Here is a 25,657-nt window from a genome sequence, read left to right on the forward strand (position 1 = left end):
TATAATACACATTAGAATCTTTCCATTTCAAGGAAATATGTATAATTATTACACTGTTGTGGGGGATATGAAGGTCTTAAAATTATTTTAGAAAAAATAGTATCACACATCTACATGACAATTATCTTCATGATCTAGCAAGTTTCTTATAGCTAGTATGCTAAAAAAACATGGAATAAGCGGATAGAGTGATACGTAAACCTTCTGTTGAGAATAATAAAACGGTTTTTCAAAGGTTGATTTATTCTATGAAGTAAAACCTTCAAAACTTCAACAATGTTTTGTAAATGCAAGTTACTTTTGTGAAAAAGAAATAAGCTGCCGCAAATATATACGACAGCGTGGTTTCCATTATATCTTATTCACATTAAAGTTATCTTGAATAAGCAACCAGTTTTGTGGGAAAGAAAGTCCAAGTTTCCAGTAGCTTACTCCTCTGAGACCTAACTCCTTTACGAGGTCGAATTTTGCTTGAATACTTCTCGCATCTTCGAACCAAACCTCATGTTTTTTTCCTTCTTGGTCTGTATAGGTAAAGGTAGGTGCTTCAGCTTTTTTATCATAGCGAATAGGTACGTTATTATCGTATGCAATGCGTATTGCTTGCTGCGGGCTTATGGCGCGTGCATATTTTCCACCTGGAACAAAAGGAAGTGTCCAATCATAGCCATATAAGTTTTGCCCCATCATTATTTTTGATCCAGGCATTTCTGTTAAAGCATACTCTAAAACTTCTCGTACTGGCCCAATTGGAGAAACAGGTTGAGCTGGTCCCCCACTATATCCCCACTCATATGTCATAATTACGACAAAATCAACTATTTCTCCGTGCGCCTTGTAATCATGCGCTTCATACCAAGGGCCTTTTTGTGTAGCCGAGGTTTTAGGGGCTAAAGCCGTCGATAATAACCATCCCTTTGCCCCAAATGTTTCTTTAGCTTTTCTTAAAAATGCATTGTACTTCTCACGATCTTCTGGTCGTAAGTATTCCATATCAAAATGAATATCGCGAAATCCATATTTTTCAGCAAGTCTTACAATATTATCAAATAGGTTTTGTTGAACTTTTTCATCATTTAATACAATTCGTCCAAGCTCATCACTAAATTGGTCATTTTCAATATTTGTGATAACCATCATTAATGTGACATTATTATCTTTAGTGATCTGTGGGAAGTTGTTTAATAGTGGTTCCTTTAATGAACCGTCTCTTTGGATTTGAAAACTAAACGGTGCTAAGTATGTTAAATATGGTGCACGGGTACGAGCACTTTGTTCGAGAACCGGTGCAACCGTCTCGCCGCGAGGCTCAATATAAGCAATAAACTCGGCCTCTCGCTTCGGAGTTGGCGGGATATATAAACGCATACCTGGACTTAATGGTTGATTAGGATTGATTCGATTTACTTGGGCAAGCTGTTGATACGAAATTCCAAATTGGCTTGCAATAGAAAATAAACTATCTCCTGGTTTAACAAAATAAAACTGTCCTACAATAGGTATAACAAGTGCCTGCCCAACAACGAGCTGTTCTGGACTTTCTAACTCGTTCGCTTGCACGATTTGTTCGACAGTTGTATTGTAAGCTTGTGCAATGGTAAATAATGATTGACCTGGCTCGATAACATGAATTTGCACAAACAACCCTCCTTGATTTTATTCATCTGTTTTAATTGTATGTGCTACTATATGTAAGGATGTTAATTTTTTACATAATAGAGTGAACTTATCACTAATGTTAAGGCTCGGGGATGTTGTTGCTAATACCTCAAAAAATTTTTTACAGAAGCATAAGGGAGTATATATATGAATGATATATATTATATGAATGAAGCCATAAACGAAGCTAAAAAGGCTGGGGAAAAAGGAGAAGTACCCATAGGAGCTGTTATAGTCCTGAATGGAGAGGTTATTGCACGTGCACATAACTTACGTGAAACGACACAACAGGCGACTGCCCATGCAGAAGTACTCGCAATAGAGCAAGCTTGTGACAAAACAGGGTATTGGCGTTTGGATGGAGCAAGCTTATATGTAACACTTGAACCATGTCCTATGTGTGCAGGAGCTATTATTATGTCGAGGGTAGAGCGTGTTATATACGGAGCAACAGATCCTAAAGCAGGCTGTGCTGGGACATTTATGAATTTATTATGTGATGAAAGGTTTAATCATCAGGCTGAAGTATTAAGTGGCATTTGTGAAGAACAATGTTCGCAGCTTTTAAAGGATTTTTTTAAAGAATTACGTTTGAAAAAGAAGGCAAACAAACCTAATAATTAGGGAAGTAACTATATTAAAGAGTATTCTCAACATAATATTGATCATTAGTATGAAGTATTGCATTTGAGGGCTGTACAATAATAGCATTTTGATGACCCATTATCTGATTAGATTTAACGAACAGAGTATCGCTATTGCGTGATAACATCAGTGGTTTGTAATATCCAGAAGTTTACAGTATGTATAACGTTGCATTTTATATGTAAACCATATATACTTATAAATGCGTCGGACATGACGCCTTAAAAATTGGTATCATCTTTGCCGTGCTAAGCGGGGAGGTAGCGGTGCCCTGTACTCGCAATCCGCTCTAGCGAGGCCGAATCCCTTTCCGAGGTTACTCTTGGTGAGGTCTGCCGTAAGTAAATAGTGTTGACGTTCGGGTCCCGCGCAATGGGAATCCGTGAACCCTGTCAGGTCCGGAAGGAAGCAGCAGTAAGCGGACACTCCCATGTGCCGCGGGGTTGCCTGAACTGAGCTAGATACTTACGTAACGCTCATTGAAGGTATATCGACGAAAGGTGCACGGCATTTACCTTACATAGAAACTCACCTAGTACATGCTAGGTGAGTTTTTTGTTATTATTAAAACCAGTTCTATGAATTAAATTGTCTTTAGTATTTAGCACCTTATAATTATATAAAATAATAATTCTTGTTTTGGCAAGGCTAATCTATTGCGTTATAATAAAATAAGATTGTTTGTGAGGGGGTCGGTCCCGTTGGCATATCAAGCTTTATATCGTGCTTGGAGACCACAAACGTTTCATGATGTTGTCGGTCAGGAGCATGTTACAAAAACATTACAAAATGCCCTCGCTTTAGGAAAAATATCGCATGCATATCTATTTTCTGGGCCGCGTGGTACCGGAAAAACGAGTGCAGCGAAAATTTTCGCAAAAGCTGTTAACTGTGAGCAAGCGCCCATAACAGAACCATGTAACGAATGTTCGGCATGTCGTGGTATTACAGATGGCTCTATCTCTGATGTTATAGAAATTGATGCTGCATCTAATAATGGTGTTGAAGAAATACGCGATATCAGAGATAAAGTTAAGTATGCGCCTAGCGCTGTACAATATAAGGTGTATATTGTAGATGAAGTCCACATGCTATCGATTGGTGCCTTTAATGCGTTATTAAAAACGCTTGAGGAACCACCGAAACATGTTATTTTTATTCTAGCTACAACTGAGCCTCATAAAATACCTGCAACAATAATTTCTCGTTGTCAGCGATTTGATTTTAAAAGAATTACGTCCGAAGCTATAGTAAATAGGATGCAATACATTATCGACCAACAAGATATACAAGTCGATAAGGATGCTTTACTAGCTGTTGCTAGAGCTGCGGAAGGTGGCATGCGTGATGCGTTAAGTTTACTTGATCAGGCCATTTCATATAGTGAAAAGGAAGTAACAGTTGAAGATGTTTTATCTATTACTGGTGCTGCTTCACAACAGTGGCTCTCACAGCTTGTTCAGGCGTTAATACAAAAAGAACTGCCTGTTGCTTTAAATTTATTACAGGACATAATTGCAAATGGTAAAGATGCAACAAAATTAATAGAAGATTTAATTTTTTACTTCCGTGATTTATTACTATTTAAAACAGCACCCCAACTCGAACAAATGTTAGAGCGAGTTACATTAGACCCTGCATTTGAAGAAAATGCTTCCCTTGTTTCTATGCCTGATATATATCAATTAATTGATGTTTTAAATAAAGGACAACAGGATATGAAATGGACTAATCATACTCGTATCTTCTTAGAAGTGGCTGTTATGAAAATATGTCAGCTTAATGCTGCACAAGAACAATCTTCGTCTAGTGTGGACAACGAGCATATTAATAGGCTTATTGGACGGATAGAAGAACTTGAACAACAGATAACTACAATTAAAGCACAAGGTATAGCGGTTCAAACTGAATCACAAGCTGAACAAAAAGCTAAGCGTACTGCTCCACGAGCTACGGGGAGAAGTTCTTTCAAAGTTCCTGTAGGAAGAGTTAATGATATCCTTAGTAAGGCGACTCGCCAAGATTTGGAAATTATTAAGAGTCGTTGGGGAGATTTACTAGAGACTTTAAAAAATCAAAACAGAGTGTCACATGCTGCATTACTGAATGAAAGTGAACCTGTTGCTGCAAGTGGAACAGCATTTGTTGTAAGCTTTAAGTATGAGATTCATTGTAAAATGGCTGCTGATGATGAGGGTGTAAGACAAAATATTGAAGCTATTTTACGAAATTTAACGAATAAACAATATGAAATGGTTGGCGTTCCTGAGGATGAATGGGGTAAAATAAGAGAAGACTTTGTTCGAAGCCAACGGGGTAGTGCTCAAGAAGAGGAACAAGAAGAAGACCCTCTAGTTAGTGAAGCGAAAAAACTAGTTGGTGAAGACTTTATTGAAATTATTGATTAACGAATTAGGAGGATTATAAATATGATGCGTGGTGGCGGCGGCATGGGTAACATGCAAAAGATGATGAAACAAATGCAAAAAATGCAAAAAGATATGGAAAAGGCCCAAGAAGAGTTAGTTGAAAAAACAGTTGAAGGCACTGCCGGTGGTGGTATGGTAGTGGTTGTTGTTAACGGGCATAAACAAGTTGTAGAAGTGAAAATTAAAGAGGATGTCGTAGATCCAGATGATATCGAAATGCTACAAGATTTAGTACTTGCCGCAACAAACGATGCTTTAAAACAAATTGATGAGTTAGTTAATTCAACAATGGGACAATTTACGAAAGGCATGAATATGCCAGGTTTATTCTAAAATAATAAAGAACAAGTTTGTAGTGCTATATTTTGCTGCTAGTACTTGGTTCCTCTGGCATTGTCATGAGGGACCAGGGAGACAGCAAGCCCAAGCCTGTTTCTTAATAAGGTGTTAGGAGAGTAGGCACATGCATTATCCAGAACCAATATCAAAGCTAATAGATAGCTTTATGAAATTGCCAGGAATTGGGCCGAAGACGGCTGTACGCCTGGCCTTTTTCGTATTAAATATGAAGGAAGATACTGTTTTAGAATTTGCAAAGGCACTTGTAAACGCGAAGCGTAATTTAACGTATTGCTCGGTATGTGGGCATATTACAGATAAAGACCCATGTTACATTTGTGAAGACCAAAGACGAGATAAAAGTATTATATGCGTAGTTCAGGATCCTAAGGATGTTATTGCTATGGAAAAAATGAAGGAATTCACTGGTTTATATCACGTATTACATGGTGCTATATCACCTATGGAAGGGATAGGGCCAGAAGATATCAAAGTTCCTGAGCTTTTAAAAAGACTACAAGACGATACAGTGCAGGAGGTTATTCTAGCTACGAACCCAAATATTGAGGGTGAAGCCACTGCTATGTATATATCACGCTTATTAAAACCAACAGGTATACGTGTAACAAGAATTGCACACGGATTACCAGTTGGGGGAGACTTAGAATATGCAGATGAAGTAACTTTGTCAAAGGCACTTGAAGGCAGACGTGATGTATAGGTGATAAAAATGGTATTTAAAAAGAAAAAAGGTCGTTTACGTAAAGTTTATGATGAGAAGGTTATTGCGAATCTCCATACTAGTCGTGAACTGTGGATGCAAAAGAAAAAATATGTTGAAAACTCTGTAGAACCTTCTGATACTGTAAGATTTGAACAGAAAATTGCTGAAGCAAAGTATTTATTTATGTTAAAAGAAGCCCGATTAAGAAACATTGTGTTGAAAAAATAGTCTGAGACAAAATGAAGGCTGTCCTACTGTAAGCACTCTTGAGAGTACTTTACACGTGAGGACAGCCTTTATTGTTAGTATAAAATAAAGAGCTGGATAACTGCTAGTGCAGCAACTCCTGGAATACCTAAAAAACCGGATATTATAGAAGTAACAATATTAATAGGTACGTGTAAACCAAAATACGTCCCAAAGGAATTAAGGAAAAATAAAAAAAGAGCACCAATCATAATCTTTATTAAACCTTGTCCGATAACTTGCAGCGGCTTCATTGGTGCCCCTATAAATAACATCAGTAATATAAGAGCTGAAATAACTGAAATAACTATTATTGGTTCCAAATAAAATCACTCCTTTACACAAGCTTGTACTAAATTGTATGCAAAATACTTTTAAAAAGAACTTTTAAAAACAGGATATATTAGATATATAGGATGTTTTTCACTTTCACTATTGACGCAGTTATCTATAGATGATATAGTATTAAAAGTCTTGAAAAACAAAAGTAAAGACAAACATTAAAAAAGAAAAAATATGTTGACATACTTTTTGATGTTATGTTAATATAATAAAGTTGCTGTTAGCGACAAAGAAAAAAGCTCTTTGAAAACTAAACAAAACCAAGCGCTAAAACGTTTCTATTATAGAAACAAAACAAGCGACTTTAAAAGTCGCAAAAAGAATTGCCAGATGTAAATTTGAGCAAGTCAAACTTCTTTTCGGAGAGTTTGATCCTGGCTCAGGACGAACGCTGGCGGCGTGCCTAATACATGCAAGTCGAGCGAACCACTTCGGTGGTTAGCGGCGGACGGGTGAGTAACACGTGGGCAACCTGCCTATGAGACTGGGATAACTTCGGGAAACCGGAGCTAATACCGGATAACATTTATCTTTGCCTGAAGATAAATTGAAAGATGGCTTTTAGCTATCACTTATAGATGGGCCCGCGGCGCATTAGCTAGTTGGTGAGGTAATGGCTCACCAAGGCGACGATGCGTAGCCGACCTGAGAGGGTGATCGGCCACACTGGGACTGAGACACGGCCCAGACTCCTACGGGAGGCAGCAGTAGGGAATCTTCCACAATGGACGAAAGTCTGATGGAGCAACGCCGCGTGAGTGAAGAAGGTTTTCGGATCGTAAAACTCTGTTGTTAGGGAAGAACAAGTACCGTTCGAATAGGGCGGTACCTTGACGGTACCTAACGAGAAAGCCACGGCTAACTACGTGCCAGCAGCCGCGGTAATACGTAGGTGGCAAGCGTTGTCCGGAATTATTGGGCGTAAAGCGCGCGCAGGCGGTCCTTTAAGTCTGATGTGAAAGCCCACGGCTCAACCGTGGAGGGTCATTGGAAACTGGAGGACTTGAGTGCAGAAGAGGAGAGTGGAATTCCACGTGTAGCGGTGAAATGCGTAGATATGTGGAGGAACACCAGTGGCGAAGGCGACTCTCTGGTCTGTAACTGACGCTGAGGCGCGAAAGCGTGGGGAGCGAACAGGATTAGATACCCTGGTAGTCCACGCCGTAAACGATGAGTGCTAAGTGTTGGAGGGTTTCCGCCCTTCAGTGCTGCAGCAAACGCATTAAGCACTCCGCCTGGGGAGTACGGTCGCAAGACTGAAACTCAAAGGAATTGACGGGGGCCCGCACAAGCGGTGGAGCATGTGGTTTAATTCGAAGCAACGCGAAGAACCTTACCAGGTCTTGACATCCCTATGCCCGCCCTAGAGATAGGGTCTTCCCTTCGGGGACATAGGTGACAGGTGGTGCATGGTTGTCGTCAGCTCGTGTCGTGAGATGTTGGGTTAAGTCCCGCAACGAGCGCAACCCTTGATCTTAGTTGCCAGCATTTAGTTGGGCACTCTAAGGTGACTGCCGGTGACAAACCGGAGGAAGGTGGGGATGACGTCAAATCATCATGCCCCTTATGACCTGGGCTACACACGTGCTACAATGGATGGTACAAAGGGCTGCAAAACCGCGAGGTTGAGCGAATCCCATAAAACCATTCTCAGTTCGGATTGTAGGCTGCAACTCGCCTACATGAAGCTGGAATCGCTAGTAATCGCGGATCAGCATGCCGCGGTGAATACGTTCCCGGGCCTTGTACACACCGCCCGTCACACCACGAGAGTTTGTAACACCCGAAGTCGGTGGGGTAACCGTAAGGAGCCAGCCGCCTAAGGTGGGACAGATGATTGGGGTGAAGTCGTAACAAGGTAGCCGTATCGGAAGGTGCGGCTGGATCACCTCCTTTCTAAGGATTATTACGGAACATCTACCTTACGGTAGATGAAGCGCTTTGGTTTTGTTTAGTTTTGAGAGAGCTATCTCTCATATATAATGGAGGGCCTATAGCTCAGCTGGTTAGAGCGCACGCCTGATAAGCGTGAGGTCGGTGGTTCGAGTCCACTTAGGCCCACCATGTAACACAAAAATTAAAAAACGGGGCCTTAGCTCAGCTGGGAGAGCGCCTGCCTTGCACGCAGGAGGTCAGCGGTTCGATCCCGCTAGGCTCCACCAACCACAGATTACAATCATGCACTTTGATTGAAATCTTTTTAATGTTCCTTGAAAACTAGATAACGATAAACAACGACATCCAAAACCAATATGGTTTAATTAGTAATGCCTCTTTTAACTTGTTTGTCGCAAAGTTAAAAGAACTGATTTATAAACACGATCAATGATCGTAGGTTAAGTTAGGAAGGGCGCACGGTGGATGCCTTGGCACTAGGAGCCGATGAAGGACGGGACTAACACCGATATGCTTCGGGGAGCTGTAAGTAAGCTTTGATCCGGAGATTTCCGAATGGGGAAACCCACTGTTCGTAATGGAACAGTATCTACACCTGAATACATAGGGTGATGAAGGCAGACCCGGGGAACTGAAACATCTAAGTACCCGGAGGAAGAGAAAGCAAATGCGATTCCCTGAGTAGCGGCGAGCGAAACGGGATTAGCCCAAACCAAGAGGCTTGCCTCTTGGGGTTGTAGGACACTCTATACGGAGTTACAAAGGAACGAAGTAAATGAAGCGACCTGGAAAGGTCCGTCAAAGAAGGTAACAACCCTGTAGTTGAAACTTCGTTCCCTCCAGAGTGGATCCTGAGTACGGCCGGACACGTGAAATCCGGTCGGAAGCAGGGAGGACCATCTCCCAAGGCTAAATACTCCCTAGTGACCGATAGTGAACCAGTACCGTGAGGGAAAGGTGAAAAGCACCCCGGAAGGGGAGTGAAAGAGATCCTGAAACCGTGTGCCTACAACAAGTCAGAGCCCGTTAATGGGTGATGGCGTGCCTTTTGTAGAATGAACCGGCGAGTTACGATTACGTGCAAGGTTAAGCTGAATAGGCGGAGCCGCAGCGAAAGCGAGTCTGAATAGGGCGAATTAGTACGTGGTCGTAGACCCGAAACCAGGTGATCTACCCATGTCCAGGGTGAAGTTCAGGTAACACTGAATGGAGGCCCGAACCCACGCACGTTGAAAAGTGCGGGGATGAGGTGTGGGTAGCGGAGAAATTCCAATCGAACCTGGAGATAGCTGGTTCTCTCCGAAATAGCTTTAGGGCTAGCCTCATGAGTAAGAGTCTTGGAGGTAGAGCACTGATTGGACTAGGGGCCCTCATCGGGTTACCGAATTCAGTCAAACTCCGAATGCCAAAGACTTATCCATGGGAGTCAGACTGCGAGTGATAAGATCCGTAGTCGAAAGGGAAACAGCCCAGACCGCCAGTTAAGGTCCCAAAGTATACGTTAAGTGGAAAAGGATGTGGAGTTGCTTAGACAACCAGGATGTTGGCTTAGAAGCAGCCACCATTTAAAGAGTGCGTAATAGCTCACTGGTCGAGTGACTCTGCGCCGAAAATGTACCGGGGCTAAACGTATCACCGAAACTGCGGAATGTCTCACGACATTGGTAGGAGAGCGTTCTAAGGGCTGTGAAGCTAGACCGTGAGGACTAGTGGAGCGCTTAGAAGTGAGAATGCCGGTATGAGTAGCGAAAGAAGGGTGAGAATCCCTTCCACCGAATGCCTAAGGTTTCCTGAGGAAGGCTCGTCCGCTCAGGGTTAGTCGGGACCTAAGCCGAGGCCGAAAGGCGTAGGCGATGGATAACAGGTTGATATTCCTGTACCACCTCACCACCGTTTGAGCAATGGGGGGACGCAGGAGGATAGGGTGAGCGCGCTGTTGGATTAGCGCGTCCAAGCAATTAGGCTGATGATGAGGCAAATCCCATCATCGTGAAGGCTGAGTTGTGATGGCGAGGGAACTATAGTACCGAAGTCCTTGATTCCACACTGCCAAGAAAAGCCTCTAGCGAGGGGGTAGGTGCCCGTACCGCAAACCGACACAGGTAGGCGAGGAGAGAATCCTAAGGTGAGCGAGAGAACTCTCGTTAAGGAACTCGGCAAAATGACCCCGTAACTTCGGGAGAAGGGGTGCTTGTTGGGGTGTTAAAGCCCTGACAAGCCGCAGTGAAAAGGCCCAGGCGACTGTTTAGCAAAAACACAGGTCTCTGCGAAGCCGCAAGGCGAAGTATAGGGGCTGACGCCTGCCCGGTGCTGGAAGGTTAAGAGGAGGGGTTAGCGCAAGCGAAGCTCTGAATCGAAGCCCCAGTAAACGGCGGCCGTAACTATAACGGTCCTAAGGTAGCGAAATTCCTTGTCGGGTAAGTTCCGACCCGCACGAAAGGCGTAACGATCTGGGCACTGTCTCAACGAGAGACTCGGTGAAATTTTAGTACCTGTGAAGATGCAGGTTACCCGCGACAGGACGGAAAGACCCCGTGGAGCTTTACTGTAGCCTGATATTGAATTTTGGTACAGCTTGTACAGGATAGGTAGGAGCCTGAGAAGCCGGAGCGCTAGCTTCGGTGGAGGCGTCGGTGGGATACTACCCTGGCTGTATTGAAATTCTAACCCACATCCCTGATCGGGATGGGAGACAGTGTCAGGTGGGCAGTTTGACTGGGGCGGTCGCCTCCTAAAATGTAACGGAGGCGCCCAAAGGTTCCCTCAGAATGGTTGGAAATCATTCGTAGAGTGTAAAGGCACAAGGGAGCTTGACTGCGAGACCTACAAGTCGAGCAGGGACGAAAGTCGGGCTTAGTGATCCGGTGGTTCCGCATGGAAGGGCCATCGCTCAACGGATAAAAGCTACCCCGGGGATAACAGGCTTATCTCCCCCAAGAGTCCACATCGACGGGGAGGTTTGGCACCTCGATGTCGGCTCATCGCATCCTGGGGCTGTAGTCGGTCCCAAGGGTTGGGCTGTTCGCCCATTAAAGCGGTACGCGAGCTGGGTTCAGAACGTCGTGAGACAGTTCGGTCCCTATCCGTCGTGGGCGTAGGAAATTTGAGAGGAGCTGTCCTTAGTACGAGAGGACCGGGATGGACGCACCGCTGGTGTACCAGTTGTCTTGCCAAAGGCATCGCTGGGTAGCTATGTGCGGACGGGATAAGTGCTGAAAGCATCTAAGCATGAAGCCCCCCTCAAGATGAGATTTCCCATTCTAAGATCCCTTGAAGATGACAAGGTAGATAGGTTCGAGGTGGAAGCGTGGTGACACGTGGAGCTGACGAATACTAATCGATCGAAGACTTAACCAAAAGTCGACGCACAAACATCAGTTGTTGTATTATCGTTATCTAGTTTTGAGGGAACAATCCCTATATAAAATATGTTTGTGCCTGCGTCTTCTAGCATGTTCGAGGATGATTATCCTTGAGCACAAGCCAGCAAAGAAGCATAATCAAGCAGTAGGCTTGGTGACGATGGCGAAGAGGTCACACCCGTTCCCATCCCGAACACGGAAGTTAAGCTCTTCAGCGCCGATGGTAGTTGGGGCATTGCCCCTGTGAGAGTAGGACGTCGCCAAGCAAACAAGCGAGTAGCCAATAGGTTACTCGCTTTTATGTTTTTAAGAAACAGTCGACCGTGAGGTCGAAATATAAGAAGTCTAATACATCTTAAGAGAGGCACGAGGAGCAAGAAGATCTAGGAAGACAGGAAGAGAGCAGCGGAATGTATGATACATCCGACGAGCAGCGAACAACTGCGGCTGACGAAGAGATTCGTAGGTCATCGTGTCTCGCATCCCCGAACACGGAAGGTAAGCTCGCGCGCCGATGGTAGTTGGGGCCATATTATGGAACTCCTGCTAAAAGCCGCCACGTCCTGTGGCGAACGCAGGAGTCAGCACATCCTGTGCAAGTCCTGTGAGAGTAGGACGTCGCCAAGCAAACAAGCGAGTAGCCAGTAGGTTACTCGTTTTTGTGTTTTCCAAAGTTATTCGACCATTAAGTCAAAATAAAAGATAAGAAGTACATATAATAGAAGTGAGATTCGGTTCAGTTTACATTAAGAGGGTTGTCCTATGTAAAAAACAAACAACCCTCTTTCTTCTATTGTAAAGGAATATCTGTTACATTACGTTCAACAAGCCGTGCACCTTTCTTCGCTATATAATCGCCTCCAGAAGAAGTAAAAACAGAAGACATTAATATAGTGTCCATTGCAGTAGCTACTGCTGCAGTATCAATAGGCTCTACGGGATCTTCGATGGTAAGTCTTGATGTTTTTCCTTCTTCGTTAAGAAATTGAAGTTCTAATGTTTTAGCCATTTTACCATACCTCCTTACTTAGTATTTTTGATTATCTTTCCTTAAAGACTACTCACTACTCAGGTACATTTTCAATAAAACGAGTGTTATTTCTCTCTAGATGGTCTACCGTATGCTGTTGTAGACTAGCTATCGCCTGTGCCACAGCAAACAATTGATCCGCAACAGCTTCTGTTTTAACATTGTTGTAGTTTTTGTTTTTAAATATTGGCTCTCCATTCTCATCAGAACCAACAACATACACTATACGCAGTTGAGAATCTTTAATATTACTATTTATCATCTCCCCCACCTCCTTTCACTCTCGTTATATAACGGTGAAAGAAAAAAGGGTCATTATAACTACTTTTTGTAGCAAAAGTTTTATTGAAAGTATAAAAGTTTTAAACCTAGATTCCTTATGATAAATCAAAACTGTAGTGTACACGGAAGGTCGTCATTTAGGGCTAGTTTCCATGAACTTTTTTTAATTCTTTTTAGCAAATTAATCTTTTTACAATGTGACAAACACGGACACGTTTTGTCATACATACAATTTATAAACGACATTATAGTATGGATAAGTATTTTATAATATTTTAAATTTTGTATACATTTATGAAAATTTGTCTATCCTAGGTCTAGGAGGTGGAGGCATTGAATTCACTTACATTAACACAAGAACTTGGGGAAACATGTGCAATATGCAATGAAACGAGAGTAAAGGGAATTCATTTATATACAACTTTTATTTGTATGAAGTGTGAGCAGGAATTGATTCACACAGAAACAAGTGACCCTAAATATAAGGAATACTTAATAAAGCTTAAAAAAGCTTCGGCGGCTATAAAACAGTTTCAAAATGAAGGAGCCCAATAATGGGCTCTTTTTGTAGTTAGGATAATATATAAACTCTGACAATAGTTGTCTCTCTATAACGCCAGCGACTCGAGAGAAAAATACAGATCAATGTTGCTTAAACGGAACAACTTTTTAAAGCCGATCCTATCCTTGGTCATTAGCTAAACGCTTCTGTAAGTCAGGACTTACGACGGCTAGTGTTGACAACGAGGTAGGATGTTGCGTTTTTGTGGACTGACGGCACTTATCATGTGCTTGTCGCAATTAAGCGGCCGACTTGCGTCTTTCTAAGCCGTTAAAATTCCGTGAGCCAAAGCTGTTGTCTAGCTAGCCTTCCTATCCTTAGCCCATCCCCGCCTATATGTAATATGCCAACAAACATAAGTTCATGTAGCCTCTTCTTTAGGCAAGATTCAATGCTAATTTCAATTATGATACAATGAATAAGATTAACTTTATAGTAAGAGAGGATTTATAAAAGTTTATGAATCATATGGATACGCCTCTTTATAATGCTCTGTTAGAGCATATACATAAAAGTCCTATTTCATTTCACGTGCCAGGGCATAAAAATGGAGTTGTAATGGCAAATGATAATAGCGACTTCCGAAATTTATATAAATATGATGTAACAGAATTAGCCGGATTAGATGACCTTCATGCTCCGACTGGCTGTATCGCAAAGGCAGAAAGCCTTGCTAGTGATTACTATGGTTCGGAAAAGACTTTTTTTCTAGTGAATGGATCTACAGTCGGTAACTTAGCAATGATATTAGCGCATTGTAACGAGAATGATACAGTTTTAGTTCAGCGGAATTGTCATAAATCGGTTTTTCACGGCTTACAGTTAGCAGGAGTTGACCCTGTATATGTAGCACCGGAGTATGATAAATCTATGAAGGTTAGTGGAGCAGTTACGCTAGAGACAATGAAAGAAGCAGTAACAGTATATCCATATGCTAAAGCGGTAATATTAACGTATCCAAATTATTATGGTATGGCCTATGATATTAAAAGCATCATCGAATTGGCTCATAGCCATGATATGCTAGTACTTATTGATGAAGCTCACGGGGCACATTTCGCACTTGGTGGTCCTTTCCCTCCGTCAGCCATAACATTAGGTGCAGATGTTGTTGTACAGTCGGCACATAAAACATTGCCTGCAATGACTATGGGCTCATTTTTACATATTAAAGGCAATAGAGCGTCACAAAAGGCTATTAAAACCTATTTGCATATGCTGCAGTCTAGCAGTCCATCATATCCGATAATGGCATCACTTGACCTCGCACGTTTTTATATTGCTAGTATCCATCGAGACAAAGAAAAGTTTCATAAGATAGTAACAATGATAGAGGCTTTTAAAGAAAATATTATAAATGAAATACCTGAAATAAAAATTGCTACAGCACATAGTGAAGATTATAAACAGGATATACTAAAACTCGTATTACAGTCAGGAAACGGCCTATCTGGTTATGATTTACAATCAAGACTACAATCTGTTGGTATATTTGTAGAAATGGCTGATTTTTATAATGTAGTGCTTGTTTTACCGTTATCTGACTCATATGAGTACACTCACATCTTATCACGTATGAAAAAGGCCCTTAAAGCTGAAATACATGAAATGCGAGATGTGACAAAAGCTCCAATAGAACAAGCAGTGAAAATACCAAAAGTATCCAAACCAAAACTAACTTTCAAAGAGCTATCGATGCTTGAGACTGAGCACTTACATATGAAAAATGCTGTTGGAAGGATGTGTGCGGAAGCAATCATTCCATATCCTCCTGGCATACCTATCATTACTTTAGGAGAAACATTTACAATAGATCATGTTCTTTTGATTGAGCATCTCATTCAAAACGGTGGAAACTTTCAAAACGAATCTATTGTACAAGCTAATGTCGTACAAGTGTACAAGGAAAAAACAAAGTAATTTTAAAGGAGTTTATAATAGTGTATTTTTTTACATTTGAGGGACCAGAAGGTGCGGGGAAAACAACAATTATAACTATACTGGAACAGTATTTAAAGGATAAAAATTATGAAGTCACTGTTACAAGGGAACCAGGCGGAATAAAAATTGCTGAAAAAATTAGAGAAGTAATACTGAATCCAAGTCATACTGAAATGGACCCAAGAACAGAGGCGTTACTTTATGCAGCTGCCCGTAGACAACATCTAGTTGAAAAGGTTATACCGGCTTTAAAAAAGGGACACATTGTTTTATGTGACCGTTTTATTGATAGTTCTTTAGCATATCAGGGTTTTGCAAGAGGGCTTGGTATAAAAGATGTTTTGCAAATAAATGAGTTTGCTATAGAGGGCCATATGCCTGATTTAACCGTATATTTTAAAATATCACCTGAAGTAGGCTTAAAAAGAATTGCGGCTAATGTGGAACGTGAAGTAAATCGCTTAGATCTTGAAGCCCTAGATTTTCACAAAAAAGTGGAAGCGGGCTATCTTAAAATAATTGAACAATATCAAGATAGAATAACAGTAATTAATGCGGAACAATCTATCAACTTGGTAGCAAAACAAGCTATTGAAGCTATATCTAAATTTTTAGAAAATTAACGTTAAACATAACACTATTCTTGATATAATGATTATAACATTATGAAATATTTGCAACATGTTACTAAAGGCGAAACATGATAAAATAAACTATAGGGAGGCAACAACCATGAAGCTAATTATGGCTGTAGTCCAAGACCAAGATAGCTCTAGATTATCGAGTGCACTAGTTAAAAATAATTTTCGTGCAACTAAGCTTGCTAGTACGGGGGGCTTTTTAAAGTCAGGTAATACGACTTTCCTTATTGGAACTGAGGATATTCGTGTAGATAAAGCACTAGAAATAATAAAAGAAAATTGTCAAAATAGAGGGCAGTTAGTCGCGCCTGTATCCCCGATGGGTGGGAACGCAGATTCCTATGTACCATATCCTGTGGAAGTAGAGGTAGGAGGAGCGACCGTGTTTGTTCTCCCTGTTGAACAATTTCACCAGTTTTAGGAGTAGGCTGTTATGAAAATTGATAAAGAATTACGAACAGCATTAGATGTTTCTAAGTATGATAGCAGATTGTCCCGTTCAGGACAAAAGGGTTTTGCTGATATGGTGCAACAGCAAGGACGGCAATTACAGCTGAACGAGTTACATGCACTTATGAAAGATATAGAGGTTGCTGGTGAGAGGCTAGCTCGGTCACGAACTTTTCAAGACTTAGCAAGATTTAAAGGTTTCGTGAAAAAATATATTAAACAAGCTGTTGACTATGGGTTAAATATAAAAGAATCACATAGCTGGAGTTTTGAAGGACAAGGCCGCCGCTTACAAATTGTAGAGCAAGTTGAAAAGGAGCTTCTTCATCTAACTGATGATATTATGCAAAAGGAAGCACCATCGATAGACATCTTAGACAAGATTGGTGAAATAAAGGGCCTACTTATTAATATATATACGTAATAAGGATAAATAGATATGTAATGAGGGATGTAATGTGATAAGTACGTGGGAGCTGCTTGAAAAAAGTCAACCTGTCGCTATGAAAATATTAGCTAACGCTGTTGTGCGAGATAGAGTGGCCCACGCATATATATTTGAGGGTACAAAGGGCACCGGTAAAAAGGCTGCTAGTTTATTATTTGCTAAAAGTCTTTTATGTATTGAACGGACGAGTTATCTACCGTGTAATCAATGTAGAAATTGTAAACGGATAGAGTCTGGAAATCATCCCGATGTTCATTATGTTGAGCCTGATGGAAATTCAATAAAAAAAGAGCAAATTCTTAGCCTGAAAGAAGAATTTACAAAAACAGGGCTTGAATCAAATAAAAAAATATATATTGTTGAGCATGTTGATCGTATGACAGCTCGAGCAGCTAATAGTTTGTTAAAGTTTCTCGAAGAGCCAGTTGGTAAGGAAACAGTGGCGATACTTTTAACTGAGCAAACGCATAGACTATTAGATACTATAGTATCAAGATGCCAAATGATAGCATTTACTCCTCTTGCTCCAGAGATTTTGGCAAGAAAATTAGTAAGTGAAGGAACCTCAGAGTCTAGTGCTAGACTTGCTGCGCAACTGACTAACAGTATTGAGGAGGCTCGTGAACTATGTTCAGATGAATGGTTTGCACAAGCCCGTCAGTTGGTGCTACAATTAGATGAAATGCTTAGAAATTCCGATAAGGCAAACCAACTATTCGTGTTCATTCCTAGTGAATGGATGCCGCATTTCTCAGATAAACAAAGAATGCTTATCGGGTTAGATTTATTATTACTCATTTATAGAGATTTATTATATATTCAGTTAGGAAATTTAGACCAGGTCGTATATATTGATTTATTGGAAACACGAAAGTCGATAGCTCTAAAGGTTTCACAAAAGAGATTAACTAAACAAATGACAGTTGTTTTAGAAACAAAGGGTCGTCTCACAACTAATGTGAATTTACAGCTGTTAATGGAGCAACTCGTGTTGAATTTGCAGGAGGGATTAGAGCTTGTATGACGTAGTAGGTGTACGCTTTAAAAAAGCGGGTAAAATATATTATTTCGACCCTGGCGATTTAGTAATCGACGGTGGCGAATTCGTTATTGTAGAAACTGTTCGTGGTATAGAGTTTGGAAAGGCTGTTATTGGGCGTAAGCGAGTGGAGGAACAAGATGTAGTGTTACCACTCAAAAAAGTTATACGACTTGCTACGGAAGAAGATATACAAATTGTACAAGAGAATAAACAGTCTGCTAGAGAGGCTGAAGAGACTTGTATCCAAAAGGTGATTGAACACAATCTAGACATGAAGCTAGTAGATGTTGAATACACGTTTGATCGTAATAAAGTAATATTTTATTTTACAGCGGATGGTCGAGTAGACTTCCGTGAACTTGTTAAGGATTTAGCAGCAATTTTCCGTACTCGTATAGAGCTTCGGCAAATTGGTGTGAGAGATGAAGCAAAAATGCTTGGTGGTATAGGTCCATGTGGAAGGATGCTATGTTGCTCAACATTTTTAGGGGATTTTGAACCTGTATCAATTAAGATGGCAAAGGATCAAAATTTATCATTAAATCCAACAAAAATTTCTGGATTATGTGGAAGATTGATGTGTTGCTTGAAATATGAAAATGATGAGTATGAATCTGCAAAAGAGCAGCTGCCGGATATTGGTGAATCTATTGAGACACCTGATGGAATGGGAACGGTTGTTGGCTTAAACATTCTAGAAAGAGTTATACAGGTAGAGTTGGCAGACCGGGAAAGCACGTTAGAATATACTCTCGAAGAACTAATGAACGAAGGGGTCATTTCGATTCAAGCTGCAGAGTAGAGGTGGAAAGACGTGGAAAGAAAAGAACTGTTTGATGTGGTTATTAACATGGAAGAGCAGATCGGCGCCTTATATAAACAATTAGGTGAAGTGAAGGTGCATTTAGCACAGCTCTTAGAGGAAAATAACCGACTGTTGGTAGAGAATGACCACCTTAGAAATCGCTTTGAGCAAGACTCAGCCTCAAAGTCTGCATCGACAACTAAGCAAACAAAGCAACGAACAAAGAAAAAAACCGAAAAGCAACATGATGTGGGAGAGGGCTATGACAACTTAGCTCGCCTATATCAGGAAGGCTTTCATATTTGCAACGTACATTTTGGCAGTCCGCGCCAAGATGAAGATTGTTTGTTTTGTTTGATGTTTTTAAATAAAAAATAAAACGAGCTTAGGGACAATCCTAGGCTCGTTTTTATATGTAATTTTCAGCTTAAAAAATATAAATGCTGTGATCCTGCACGAGAAAATTCTAACTTTTTAGGTGTGGGCTATCAGAGAAGCTTATCGGTCTTAGTTAACAATAAAAATTGGTGTCACGGATTTACTTATATAATGTTCTCATAAGTGAGTGTGAGTAACAAATATATGAAGTAACTGAACGATTTCTTATCAGTATGTTTCGTATACGGAGGGTTTTTGTATATAATAGGCTTTATGATGAAGTCTGTATGAAAGGGTTTAGGTAGCATGATTGAATTAAAAGGAGACGAGCGATTAGACTATTTGTTGGCAGAAGATTTACGTATAATACAAAGTCCATCCGTATTTGCATTTTCACTAGATGCCGTTTTATTAGCTCGTTTTGCATATGTACCACTTCAGCGTGGAAAGATTATTGATTTATGTACAGGTAATGGTGTTGTACCACTATTGCTAAGTACGCGTACAAAGGTAGACATTATTGGTGTTGAGATTCAAGAGCGCCTTTATGATATGGCTCAAAGGAGTATTGAATATAATAACCTACAAGAAAGGATTCGGTATATCCATGATGATCTAAACAACATGCCAAGTGTATTAGGACAAGAGAAGTATGATGTAGTAACTTGTAATCCCCCTTATTTCGCTACGCCTAAACGGGATGAGATAAATGAAAACGAACATTTAGCTATAGCAAGGCATGAGATATACTGTACGCTAGAAGATGTTGTTCGGGTTAGTAGCCAGTTGTTGAAGCAGGGTGGGAAAGCTGCTTTTGTGCATCGTCCAGGAAGGTTACTTGATATTGTGCAGTATATGAGAAAGTATCGTTTAGAGCCGAAGCGATTGCAATTTGTGTATCCAAAGCAAGGAAAGGATGCAAACACGATATTAATTGAAGGAATGAAAGATGGTAAGGCAGATTTAAAGGTACTACCTCCTTTATTCGTTTATGACAATAACAACGAATACACACCGGATGTCAGAAGGATATTATATGGAGACAAATAACCATTACTTTTACGTACTGGAATGTGATGATAACAGCTATTATGCAGGCTATACAAATGATATTGAGAAGAGAATTCAAGTACATAATGAAGGAAAAGGCGCTAAATATACCCGTGCTAGGCGGCCTGTTAATCTAATATTTTATGAAACATTTGCTTCAAAGTCGGAGGCGATGCAGGCTGAGTATAAATTTAAACAGTTAACTCGACTTCAAAAAGAGCAATATGTAGCGAAGGGAGAAGGACATCATGTGGCAGCAAAAAAGCTTTGAACAGTCCATGCAAGGAGGTGTCTTATATTTAGTTCCAACACCCATTGGAAATCTAGATGATATGACATTCCGTGCTATACATGTGTTAAAGCAGGTTGACTACATTGCAGCAGAGGACACTAGACATACGAAAAAGCTATGTAATCACTTTGAAATTAACACCTCTATAGTAAGCTATCATGAGCATAACAAGCAAAATGCTGGTAGCAGGATTATGGAAGACCTGATCAGTGGCAAGCAGATTGCTCTCGTAAGCGATGCAGGTATGCCGACAATTTCAGACCCCGGATTCGAATTAGTAGCAGAAGCCACCGCTAATCAGTTAAAGGTAGTAGCGTTACCAGGTGCGAATGCAGCTCTTACGGCACTGACAGCAAGTGGACTCATGACTCAGCCATTTTATTTTTATGGTTTTATTAATCGTCAAAAAAGACAGAGGCTAGAGGAGTTAAATAAATTAAAGAATATCCAAGCCACTATTATGCTATATGAATCTCCGCATAGAATCGGCGACACTTTACAAGCCATTTTAGAGGTATTTGGAAACCGTCGAATTTCTATCGCACGTGAGCTTACAAAGCGTTATGAAGAGTATATAAGAGGGTCAGTAGAGGAATGTCTTGCATGGGCTAATAAAGAAGAAGTAAAAGGAGAGCTCTGTTTAATTATTGAGGGCTTTACAGGAGATATAACGAACGAAGCATCAGAGTGGTGGCAAACTCTTTCTATTGCTCAACATGTTGAGCACTATATTCAGATTAAGGAACTACCTAGTAAAGATGCTATTAAACAAGTTGCCAAAGATCGAGATATGCAAAAACGTGAAGTGTATCAAGCTTATCATGTGGAATAAATAAAAAAAGCTGGTCATAGGACCAGCTTTTTTAAAATAACAGAAGTATGAATCAACGAAATACTGTCGAGATTCGGCACTCCTATTATATAGAGAAGAGAAGTACTCTATTCACTTTCGTGTAGAGGTTTTTTCTTCTCTTTATTATTTTGCGCTTTGTAGGCTGTTTTGAATTTCACTGATCATTTGTTCTGCACCTTCACGGCTTAAAATGATTTTCCCACCAGCAAGTGTTAAGTTATCATCAGATACTTCACCAGTAATTTGGCAAGTCATATTTGGCTTATATTTTTTAAGGATGATACGCTCATCATCAACATAAATTTCAAGTGCATCCTTTTCTGCAATTCCTAATGTACGACGAAGCTCTATTGGAATAACAACACGACCTAACTCATCAACTTTACGAACAATACCTGTAGATTTCATTTTTTTAGTTCTCCTCCCAAATATATGGATAATTTATTGGATTGTTTAGTTACAAGATTCAACAATATTCGACAAATACTGATATAGACGATGATACCATTGATTCCCAAATAAGTCAATAATATTTATTTTGAAAATAGTAGAACTAGTTTCATAAATGGTAGTAATCGTTGGTATGATAGTACTATGTTGAAAAAACAACTGTCAGCAATTTGAAATACTAGCAATCTCTATTATAATTAATATTCGACAAAAATCAACAATTTGTCGAACTAAGGGATAAATTGGTATGGAATTTTGTCGAAAATTTGAATGGATTATTTCCTTCAATTGACAAGGGTCAGAGACATTATGTATATTTATCTGATATAATAGGCTATGCTTAGAAACGTATAACTTCATACATAATTCATAGTAGCGCTCTCGTCCATTGGGCGAGGGCTTTCTTACTAATATGTTATTGAACATGAAAAGCTAATTTTAAAGGAGGGACTAGTAGATGGAGAAAACCTTCTACATCACAACACCAATTTATTATCCAAGCGGTAACTTACATATCGGACATGCCTATACAACGGTTGCAGGTGATGCGATGGCACGATATAAAAGATTACGTGGCTACAATGTAATGTATTTAACTGGAACGGATGAACATGGACAGAAAATTCAACGTAAAGCAGAGCAAAATAGCGTCTCTCCACAAAAATATGTAGATGATATTGTGGCAGGTATAAAAGATTTATGGGGAAAACTTGATATATCTTATGATGATTTTATTCGAACTACGGAAAATCGACATAAAGAAGTGGTAGAGAAAATTTTTGAAAAGCTTGTTGAACAGGGTGATATATATTTAGATGAATATGAAGGATGGTACTGCACTGACTGCGAGGCGTTCTATACAGAAAGACAGCTTGAAGATGGAAATTGTCCAGACTGTAAAAGACCAGTAGAAAAAGTAAGAGAAGAATCGTACTTCTTTAAAATGAGTAAATATGTAGACCGTCTTATCGCTTACTACAATGAAAACCCAGACTTTATTCAACCAGAATCTAGAAAAAATGAAATGATCAACAACTTCATTAAACCGGGGTTAGAAGATTTAGCTGTTTCAAGAACGACGTTTGATTGGGGGGTTAAGGTTCCAGGGAATCCAAAGCATGTCATTTATGTTTGGATTGATGCCTTATCAAACTATATTACAGCTCTTGGATACGGAACAGATGATGATAAAAAATATCAAACATATTGGCCGGCGGATGTTCACTTAGTAGGAAAAGAAATTGTTCGCTTCCATACGATTTATTGGCCAATTATGCTAATGGCGCTTGATTTGCCTTTACCTAAAAAGGTTTTTGCACATGGATGGTTATTAATGAAGGATGGTAAGATGTCAAAATCAAAGGGCAATGTTGTCGATCCAATACCTTTGACTGATCGTTATGGTCTAGACGCATTGCGATATTATTTATTGCGTGAAGTACCATTTGGAGCAGATGGTGTATTTACACCTGAAGCCTTCGTTGAACGTATTAATTACGATCTTGCAAATGATTTAGGAAATTTACTTAATAGAACAGTTGCCATGATTGACCGTTATTTTAATGGTGTAATTCCTGCTTACACTGGTACGACAAGTCAGTACGATGAAGAATTGGTTAGAATGGCGAAAGAGACAAAGGGAAAGTACGAGAAAGAAATGGAAAATATGCAGTTTTCTGTAGTACTTTCAACGATTTGGCAATTTGTTAGTCGTTCAAATAAATATATTGATGAAACGCAACCTTGGATACTCGCAAAGGACGAGGAAAACAAGGATCGTTTAGCAGCTGTTATGACTCATTTAGCAGAAGCTCTTCGACATATAGCTATCATGCTACAGCCGTTTGTGACAAAAGCACCTGTAAATATGTTTGCGCAGCTTGGAATAAATGAGAGTTCATTACAAACTTGGGATAGCTTAGAAGACTTTGGAGCCATTCCAAATGGAACAAAGGTCAAGAAAGCTGATCCAATCTTTCCACGTTTAGATGTTGAAGAGGAAGTAGCATTTATAAAAAACATGATGCAACCTCCTAAGTCAGAGGTAAAACAGGTAGAAACAGAAAAAGCTGAAGAAAAGGCAGCTGAGATTACAATCGATGATTTTATGAAAGTAGAGTTACGTGTAGCTCAAGTTATTCATGCAGAACCTGTTAAAAAGGCTGATAAGCTGTTGAAACTACAGCTTGATTTAGGATTTGAAAAACGTCAGGTTGTATCTGGTATTGCACAATATTATAAACCCGAAGAATTAGTAGGAAAGCGTGTAATTTGTGTTACAAACTTAAAGCCTGTTAAGCTTCGTGGGGAACTTTCAGAAGGAATGATTCTTGCAGGTTCTGGAGAAGGCAAATTATCACTTGCAACTGTGGATGACTCTCTTCCACTTGGGGCAAAAGTAAAATAATAAGTATTCAACGGGAAAGGTGCTTTATACGGGCGCCTTTTCTTTTTAAACGTTAAAAGTATAAGTTTTTTAACCTAGATTAGTGACTAGCTCTAGCGCCTAGTCCTTCGAGGTTTTAAGCCGTGACCCGAGGCCGTTCCTGCGGTGCGGGGGATGTCTTAAGCTGGTCGGGGCTGAGCAAGGCGCTTACGCTTTTCTAAATATGGTAACGCGTGACTAGAAGAATCGTTACATAGATACTAGTATGTAGCGATGACATCATTATTACTTTTGCTGTTGTTGAAAAGTTGTCACAAAGTTTTGTCGAATACATACTAATAAAAACTATGTTTGTCGGGATTTATCGCTTTGACATGAAAACGTAATAAAAATGATACAGTGGCGTAAGGACGCTTTTCCAATTAGCATGTTAATATTATTCTGTGGACAAAGGAGTTTTAAAAATGCTTTTTGATACACATGCACATTTAAACGCTGACCAATTTGATGAAGATGTAGAAGAAGTTATAGAACGAGCACAAAACGTAGGTGTCTCGCACATAGTCGTTATAGGCTTTGATCGTAAAACAATTGACAAAGCAATGCAGCTCGCTAATACGTATCCTTTTATTTATGCAGCTGTTGGTTGGCATCCCGTTGATGCAATTGATATGACAGACGAAGATTTACAGATGATTGAAGAGCTTGCAGCTCATCCGAAAGTAGTGGCACTAGGTGAAATGGGACTAGACTATTACTGGGATAAATCTCCGAAAGACATACAACAAGATGTATTTCGTAAACAAATTGCTTTAGCTAAAAGGGTTAAGTTACCCATCATTATTCACAATCGTGATGCAACAGAAGATATCGTTACAATTCTAAAAGAGGAGAATGCCGCAGAGGTTGGTGGCATCATGCACTGTTATAGTGGCAGTGTGGAAATTGCTCAACAATGTGTAGAAATGAATTTTTATATTTCTTTAGGAGGACCGGTTACTTTTAAAAATGCAAAGAAGCCAAAAGAAGTAGCGCGTGACATTCCGATTGAAAAATTACTCATTGAAACGGATTGTCCATATTTAACTCCTCATCCACATCGCGGAAAGAGAAATGAGCCAGCTTATGTTAAGTTAGTCGCTGAGCAAATTGCAGAGCTTAAGGGTTTGTCCTTGAAAGAAGTAGCAAATATTACAAGTCAAAATGCGAAAAAAGTATTCAACATAAACTGACAAATTAATTTATCGAATGAAAATGATGCTTGTCAAAGTGTAGGAAAGTCAGCAACCTTTCTACAATTTTGGCAGCATCACCTGCCATTGTGTCGAATAGTCTAGCTTTGCAAAAATCAAGGACCTGTGCATAATAGGTTGTACGGGTTGAGGTACTTGGGTTGACAGATAGC

Annotated in this window: 23 protein-coding genes, 2 tRNA genes, 3 rRNA genes and 1 other RNA gene; 24 read left to right on the forward strand and 5 right to left on the reverse strand. The window is 40.1% G+C overall.

The genetic code is table 11. The features are described 5' to 3' along the window. Positions 1 to 351: 351 nt before the first annotated feature. Positions 352 to 1,638: a glycoside hydrolase family 18 protein gene (locus tag EJF36_RS00130; protein WP_125904456.1), complete on the reverse strand. Its 1,287-nt coding sequence runs from the start codon at positions 1,636 to 1,638 to the stop codon at positions 352 to 354. Between the two features lie 168 nt (positions 1,639 to 1,806). Here EJF36_RS00130 and tadA point away from each other — a divergent pair, with 168 nt between their 5' ends. From tadA to EJF36_RS00160, 6 genes are all read left to right on the forward strand, one after another. Beyond that, positions 1,807 to 2,283: a tRNA adenosine(34) deaminase TadA gene (tadA, locus tag EJF36_RS00135; RefSeq protein WP_125904457.1), complete on the forward strand. Its 477-nt coding sequence runs from the start codon at positions 1,807 to 1,809 to the stop codon at positions 2,281 to 2,283. A gap of 264 nt (positions 2,284 to 2,547) precedes the next feature. Next, an RNA gene (gene ffs, locus EJF36_RS00140) (signal recognition particle sRNA large type) lies at positions 2,548 to 2,812 on the forward strand. Between the two features lie 193 nt (positions 2,813 to 3,005). Then, positions 3,006 to 4,712, forward strand: coding sequence for a DNA polymerase III subunit gamma/tau (dnaX, locus tag EJF36_RS00145; protein ID WP_125904458.1), 1,707 nt, complete (start codon positions 3,006 to 3,008; stop codon positions 4,710 to 4,712). A gap of 21 nt (positions 4,713 to 4,733) precedes the next feature. Continuing rightward, positions 4,734 to 5,066: a YbaB/EbfC family nucleoid-associated protein gene (locus tag EJF36_RS00150; protein ID WP_125904459.1), complete on the forward strand. Its 333-nt coding sequence runs from the start codon at positions 4,734 to 4,736 to the stop codon at positions 5,064 to 5,066. Between the two features lie 130 nt (positions 5,067 to 5,196). After that, a complete protein-coding gene (recR, locus tag EJF36_RS00155) occupies positions 5,197 to 5,793 on the forward strand; it encodes a recombination mediator RecR (protein WP_125904460.1) in 597 nt (198 codons plus the stop codon). Positions 5,794 to 5,802: 9 nt separating this feature from the next. Continuing rightward, positions 5,803 to 6,024 (forward strand): YaaL family protein, encoded by a 222-nt coding sequence (locus tag EJF36_RS00160; RefSeq protein WP_125908209.1) that lies wholly within the window; start codon positions 5,803 to 5,805, stop codon positions 6,022 to 6,024. Between the two features lie 74 nt (positions 6,025 to 6,098). Here EJF36_RS00160 and EJF36_RS00165 read toward each other — a convergent pair whose 3' ends face one another. Beyond that, positions 6,099 to 6,365, reverse strand: coding sequence for a pro-sigmaK processing inhibitor BofA family protein (locus tag EJF36_RS00165; RefSeq protein WP_125904461.1), 267 nt, complete (start codon positions 6,363 to 6,365; stop codon positions 6,099 to 6,101). 375 nt (positions 6,366 to 6,740) lie between these two features. Here EJF36_RS00165 and EJF36_RS00170 point away from each other — a divergent pair. The 5 genes from EJF36_RS00170 to rrf all read left to right on the forward strand — a co-directional run bounded on the left by EJF36_RS00170 (position 6,741) and on the right by rrf (position 11,908). Then, positions 6,741 to 8,280: ribosomal RNA gene (locus EJF36_RS00170) — 16S ribosomal RNA — on the forward strand. Positions 8,281 to 8,371: 91 nt separating this feature from the next. Beyond that, positions 8,372 to 8,448 (forward strand) — tRNA-Ile (locus EJF36_RS00175). A gap of 22 nt (positions 8,449 to 8,470) precedes the next feature. Further along, positions 8,471 to 8,546, forward strand: a tRNA-Ala gene (locus EJF36_RS00180). A gap of 172 nt (positions 8,547 to 8,718) precedes the next feature. After that, positions 8,719 to 11,637, forward strand: a 23S ribosomal RNA gene (locus tag EJF36_RS00185). Between the two features lie 155 nt (positions 11,638 to 11,792). Then, positions 11,793 to 11,908: ribosomal RNA gene (gene rrf, locus EJF36_RS00190) — 5S ribosomal RNA — on the forward strand. The 16S, 23S and 5S rRNA genes sit together here with 2 tRNA genes alongside, the layout of an rRNA operon. Positions 11,909 to 12,432: 524 nt before the next feature. Here the strand turns inward: rrf and EJF36_RS00195 are convergent. Further along, the gene (locus tag EJF36_RS00195) at positions 12,433 to 12,651 is read right to left on the reverse strand and encodes a DUF2922 domain-containing protein (RefSeq protein WP_125904462.1); all 219 of its coding nucleotides are present in this window, start codon (positions 12,649 to 12,651) and stop codon (positions 12,433 to 12,435) included. A gap of 55 nt (positions 12,652 to 12,706) precedes the next feature. Beyond that, entirely contained in the window at positions 12,707 to 12,934 is a 228-nt protein-coding gene (locus EJF36_RS00200) for a DUF1659 domain-containing protein (protein ID WP_260471792.1), read from the reverse strand. A 344-nt stretch (positions 12,935 to 13,278) separates the two neighbouring features. On the opposite strand from EJF36_RS00200, the gene EJF36_RS00205 reads away from it, so the two are divergent. The 11 genes from EJF36_RS00205 to rsmI all read left to right on the forward strand — a co-directional run bounded on the left by EJF36_RS00205 (position 13,279) and on the right by rsmI (position 21,395). Further along, positions 13,279 to 13,509, forward strand: coding sequence for a sigma factor G inhibitor Gin (locus tag EJF36_RS00205; RefSeq protein ID WP_395940540.1), 231 nt, complete (start codon positions 13,279 to 13,281; stop codon positions 13,507 to 13,509). 466 nt (positions 13,510 to 13,975) lie between these two features. Then, a complete protein-coding gene (locus EJF36_RS00210) occupies positions 13,976 to 15,436 on the forward strand; it encodes an aminotransferase class I/II-fold pyridoxal phosphate-dependent enzyme (protein ID WP_125904464.1) in 1,461 nt (486 codons plus the stop codon). Between the two features lie 14 nt (positions 15,437 to 15,450). After that, the gene (tmk, locus tag EJF36_RS00215; protein WP_125904465.1) at positions 15,451 to 16,080 is read left to right on the forward strand and encodes a dTMP kinase; all 630 of its coding nucleotides are present in this window, start codon (positions 15,451 to 15,453) and stop codon (positions 16,078 to 16,080) included. Between the two features lie 109 nt (positions 16,081 to 16,189). Beyond that, entirely contained in the window at positions 16,190 to 16,519 is a 330-nt protein-coding gene (locus tag EJF36_RS00220) for a cyclic-di-AMP receptor (protein ID WP_125904466.1), read from the forward strand. 12 nt (positions 16,520 to 16,531) lie between these two features. Further along, on the forward strand, positions 16,532 to 16,972 hold the full coding sequence (locus EJF36_RS00225; RefSeq protein WP_125904467.1) for a YaaR family protein: 441 nt from the start codon (positions 16,532 to 16,534) through the stop codon (positions 16,970 to 16,972). A 34-nt stretch (positions 16,973 to 17,006) separates the two neighbouring features. Continuing rightward, the gene (gene holB, locus EJF36_RS00230; RefSeq protein ID WP_125904468.1) at positions 17,007 to 18,020 is read left to right on the forward strand and encodes a DNA polymerase III subunit delta'; all 1,014 of its coding nucleotides are present in this window, start codon (positions 17,007 to 17,009) and stop codon (positions 18,018 to 18,020) included. Beyond that, positions 18,013 to 18,840, forward strand: coding sequence for a PSP1 domain-containing protein (locus EJF36_RS00235; protein ID WP_125904469.1), 828 nt, complete (start codon positions 18,013 to 18,015; stop codon positions 18,838 to 18,840). Before holB ends, EJF36_RS00235 begins: the two co-directional genes overlap by 8 nt. A 12-nt stretch (positions 18,841 to 18,852) precedes the next feature. After that, on the forward strand, positions 18,853 to 19,221 hold the full coding sequence (gene yabA, locus EJF36_RS00240) for a DNA replication initiation control protein YabA (RefSeq protein WP_125904470.1): 369 nt from the start codon (positions 18,853 to 18,855) through the stop codon (positions 19,219 to 19,221). 306 nt (positions 19,222 to 19,527) lie between these two features. Further along, a complete protein-coding gene (locus EJF36_RS00245) occupies positions 19,528 to 20,271 on the forward strand; it encodes a tRNA1(Val) (adenine(37)-N6)-methyltransferase (RefSeq protein WP_125904471.1) in 744 nt (247 codons plus the stop codon). Next, the gene (locus EJF36_RS00250) at positions 20,258 to 20,542 is read left to right on the forward strand and encodes a GIY-YIG nuclease family protein (RefSeq protein WP_125904472.1); all 285 of its coding nucleotides are present in this window, start codon (positions 20,258 to 20,260) and stop codon (positions 20,540 to 20,542) included. The genes EJF36_RS00245 and EJF36_RS00250 overlap by 14 nt, the downstream gene beginning before the upstream one ends. After that, the gene (gene rsmI / locus EJF36_RS00255) at positions 20,520 to 21,395 is read left to right on the forward strand and encodes a 16S rRNA (cytidine(1402)-2'-O)-methyltransferase (protein WP_125904473.1); all 876 of its coding nucleotides are present in this window, start codon (positions 20,520 to 20,522) and stop codon (positions 21,393 to 21,395) included. The genes EJF36_RS00250 and rsmI overlap by 23 nt, the downstream gene beginning before the upstream one ends. A gap of 144 nt (positions 21,396 to 21,539) precedes the next feature. On the opposite strand, the gene EJF36_RS00260 is transcribed toward rsmI, so the two are convergent. Beyond that, complete coding sequence (locus EJF36_RS00260; protein ID WP_125904474.1) at positions 21,540 to 21,824, reverse strand: AbrB/MazE/SpoVT family DNA-binding domain-containing protein; 285 nt, start codon at positions 21,822 to 21,824, stop codon at positions 21,540 to 21,542. Between the two features lie 499 nt (positions 21,825 to 22,323). On the opposite strand from EJF36_RS00260, the gene metG reads away from it, so the two are divergent. Further along, on the forward strand, positions 22,324 to 24,273 hold the full coding sequence (gene metG, locus EJF36_RS00265) for a methionine--tRNA ligase (protein WP_125904475.1): 1,950 nt from the start codon (positions 22,324 to 22,326) through the stop codon (positions 24,271 to 24,273). 443 nt (positions 24,274 to 24,716) lie between these two features. Next, positions 24,717 to 25,484: a TatD family hydrolase gene (locus tag EJF36_RS00270; RefSeq protein ID WP_125904476.1), complete on the forward strand. Its 768-nt coding sequence runs from the start codon at positions 24,717 to 24,719 to the stop codon at positions 25,482 to 25,484. The last annotated feature ends 173 nt before the right edge of the window (positions 25,485 to 25,657 follow it).

Origin of the sequence: Bacillus sp. HMF5848 (genome assembly GCF_003944835.1) — a bacterium.
GTDB lineage: Bacteria > Bacillota > Bacilli > Bacillales > HMF5848 > HMF5848.

Bases quoted from the DNA above. Each gene is read 5' to 3' on its own strand.
- tadA (WP_125904457.1), top strand. From the start codon at position 1,807: ATGAATGATATATATTATATGAATGAAGCCATAAACGAAGCTAAAAAG.
- EJF36_RS00150 (WP_125904459.1), top strand. From the start codon at position 4,734: ATGATGCGTGGTGGCGGCGGCATGGGTAACATGCAAAAGATGATGAAA.
- recR (WP_125904460.1), top strand. From the start codon at position 5,197: ATGCATTATCCAGAACCAATATCAAAGCTAATAGATAGCTTTATGAAA.
- EJF36_RS00160 (WP_125908209.1), top strand. From the start codon at position 5,803: ATGGTATTTAAAAAGAAAAAAGGTCGTTTACGTAAAGTTTATGATGAG.
- EJF36_RS00195 (WP_125904462.1), bottom strand. From the start codon at position 12,651: ATGGCTAAAACATTAGAACTTCAATTTCTTAACGAAGAAGGAAAAACA.
- EJF36_RS00200 (WP_260471792.1), bottom strand. From the start codon at position 12,934: ATGATAAATAGTAATATTAAAGATTCTCAACTGCGTATAGTGTATGTT.
- EJF36_RS00210 (WP_125904464.1), top strand. From the start codon at position 13,976: ATGAATCATATGGATACGCCTCTTTATAATGCTCTGTTAGAGCATATA.
- EJF36_RS00220 (WP_125904466.1), top strand. From the start codon at position 16,190: ATGAAGCTAATTATGGCTGTAGTCCAAGACCAAGATAGCTCTAGATTA.
- EJF36_RS00225 (WP_125904467.1), top strand. From the start codon at position 16,532: ATGAAAATTGATAAAGAATTACGAACAGCATTAGATGTTTCTAAGTAT.
- EJF36_RS00245 (WP_125904471.1), top strand. From the start codon at position 19,528: ATGATTGAATTAAAAGGAGACGAGCGATTAGACTATTTGTTGGCAGAA.
- EJF36_RS00250 (WP_125904472.1), top strand. From the start codon at position 20,258: ATGGAGACAAATAACCATTACTTTTACGTACTGGAATGTGATGATAAC.
- rsmI (WP_125904473.1), top strand. From the start codon at position 20,520: ATGTGGCAGCAAAAAAGCTTTGAACAGTCCATGCAAGGAGGTGTCTTA.
- EJF36_RS00260 (WP_125904474.1), bottom strand. From the start codon at position 21,824: ATGAAATCTACAGGTATTGTTCGTAAAGTTGATGAGTTAGGTCGTGTT.
- metG (WP_125904475.1), top strand. From the start codon at position 22,324: ATGGAGAAAACCTTCTACATCACAACACCAATTTATTATCCAAGCGGT.
- EJF36_RS00270 (WP_125904476.1), top strand. From the start codon at position 24,717: ATGCTTTTTGATACACATGCACATTTAAACGCTGACCAATTTGATGAA.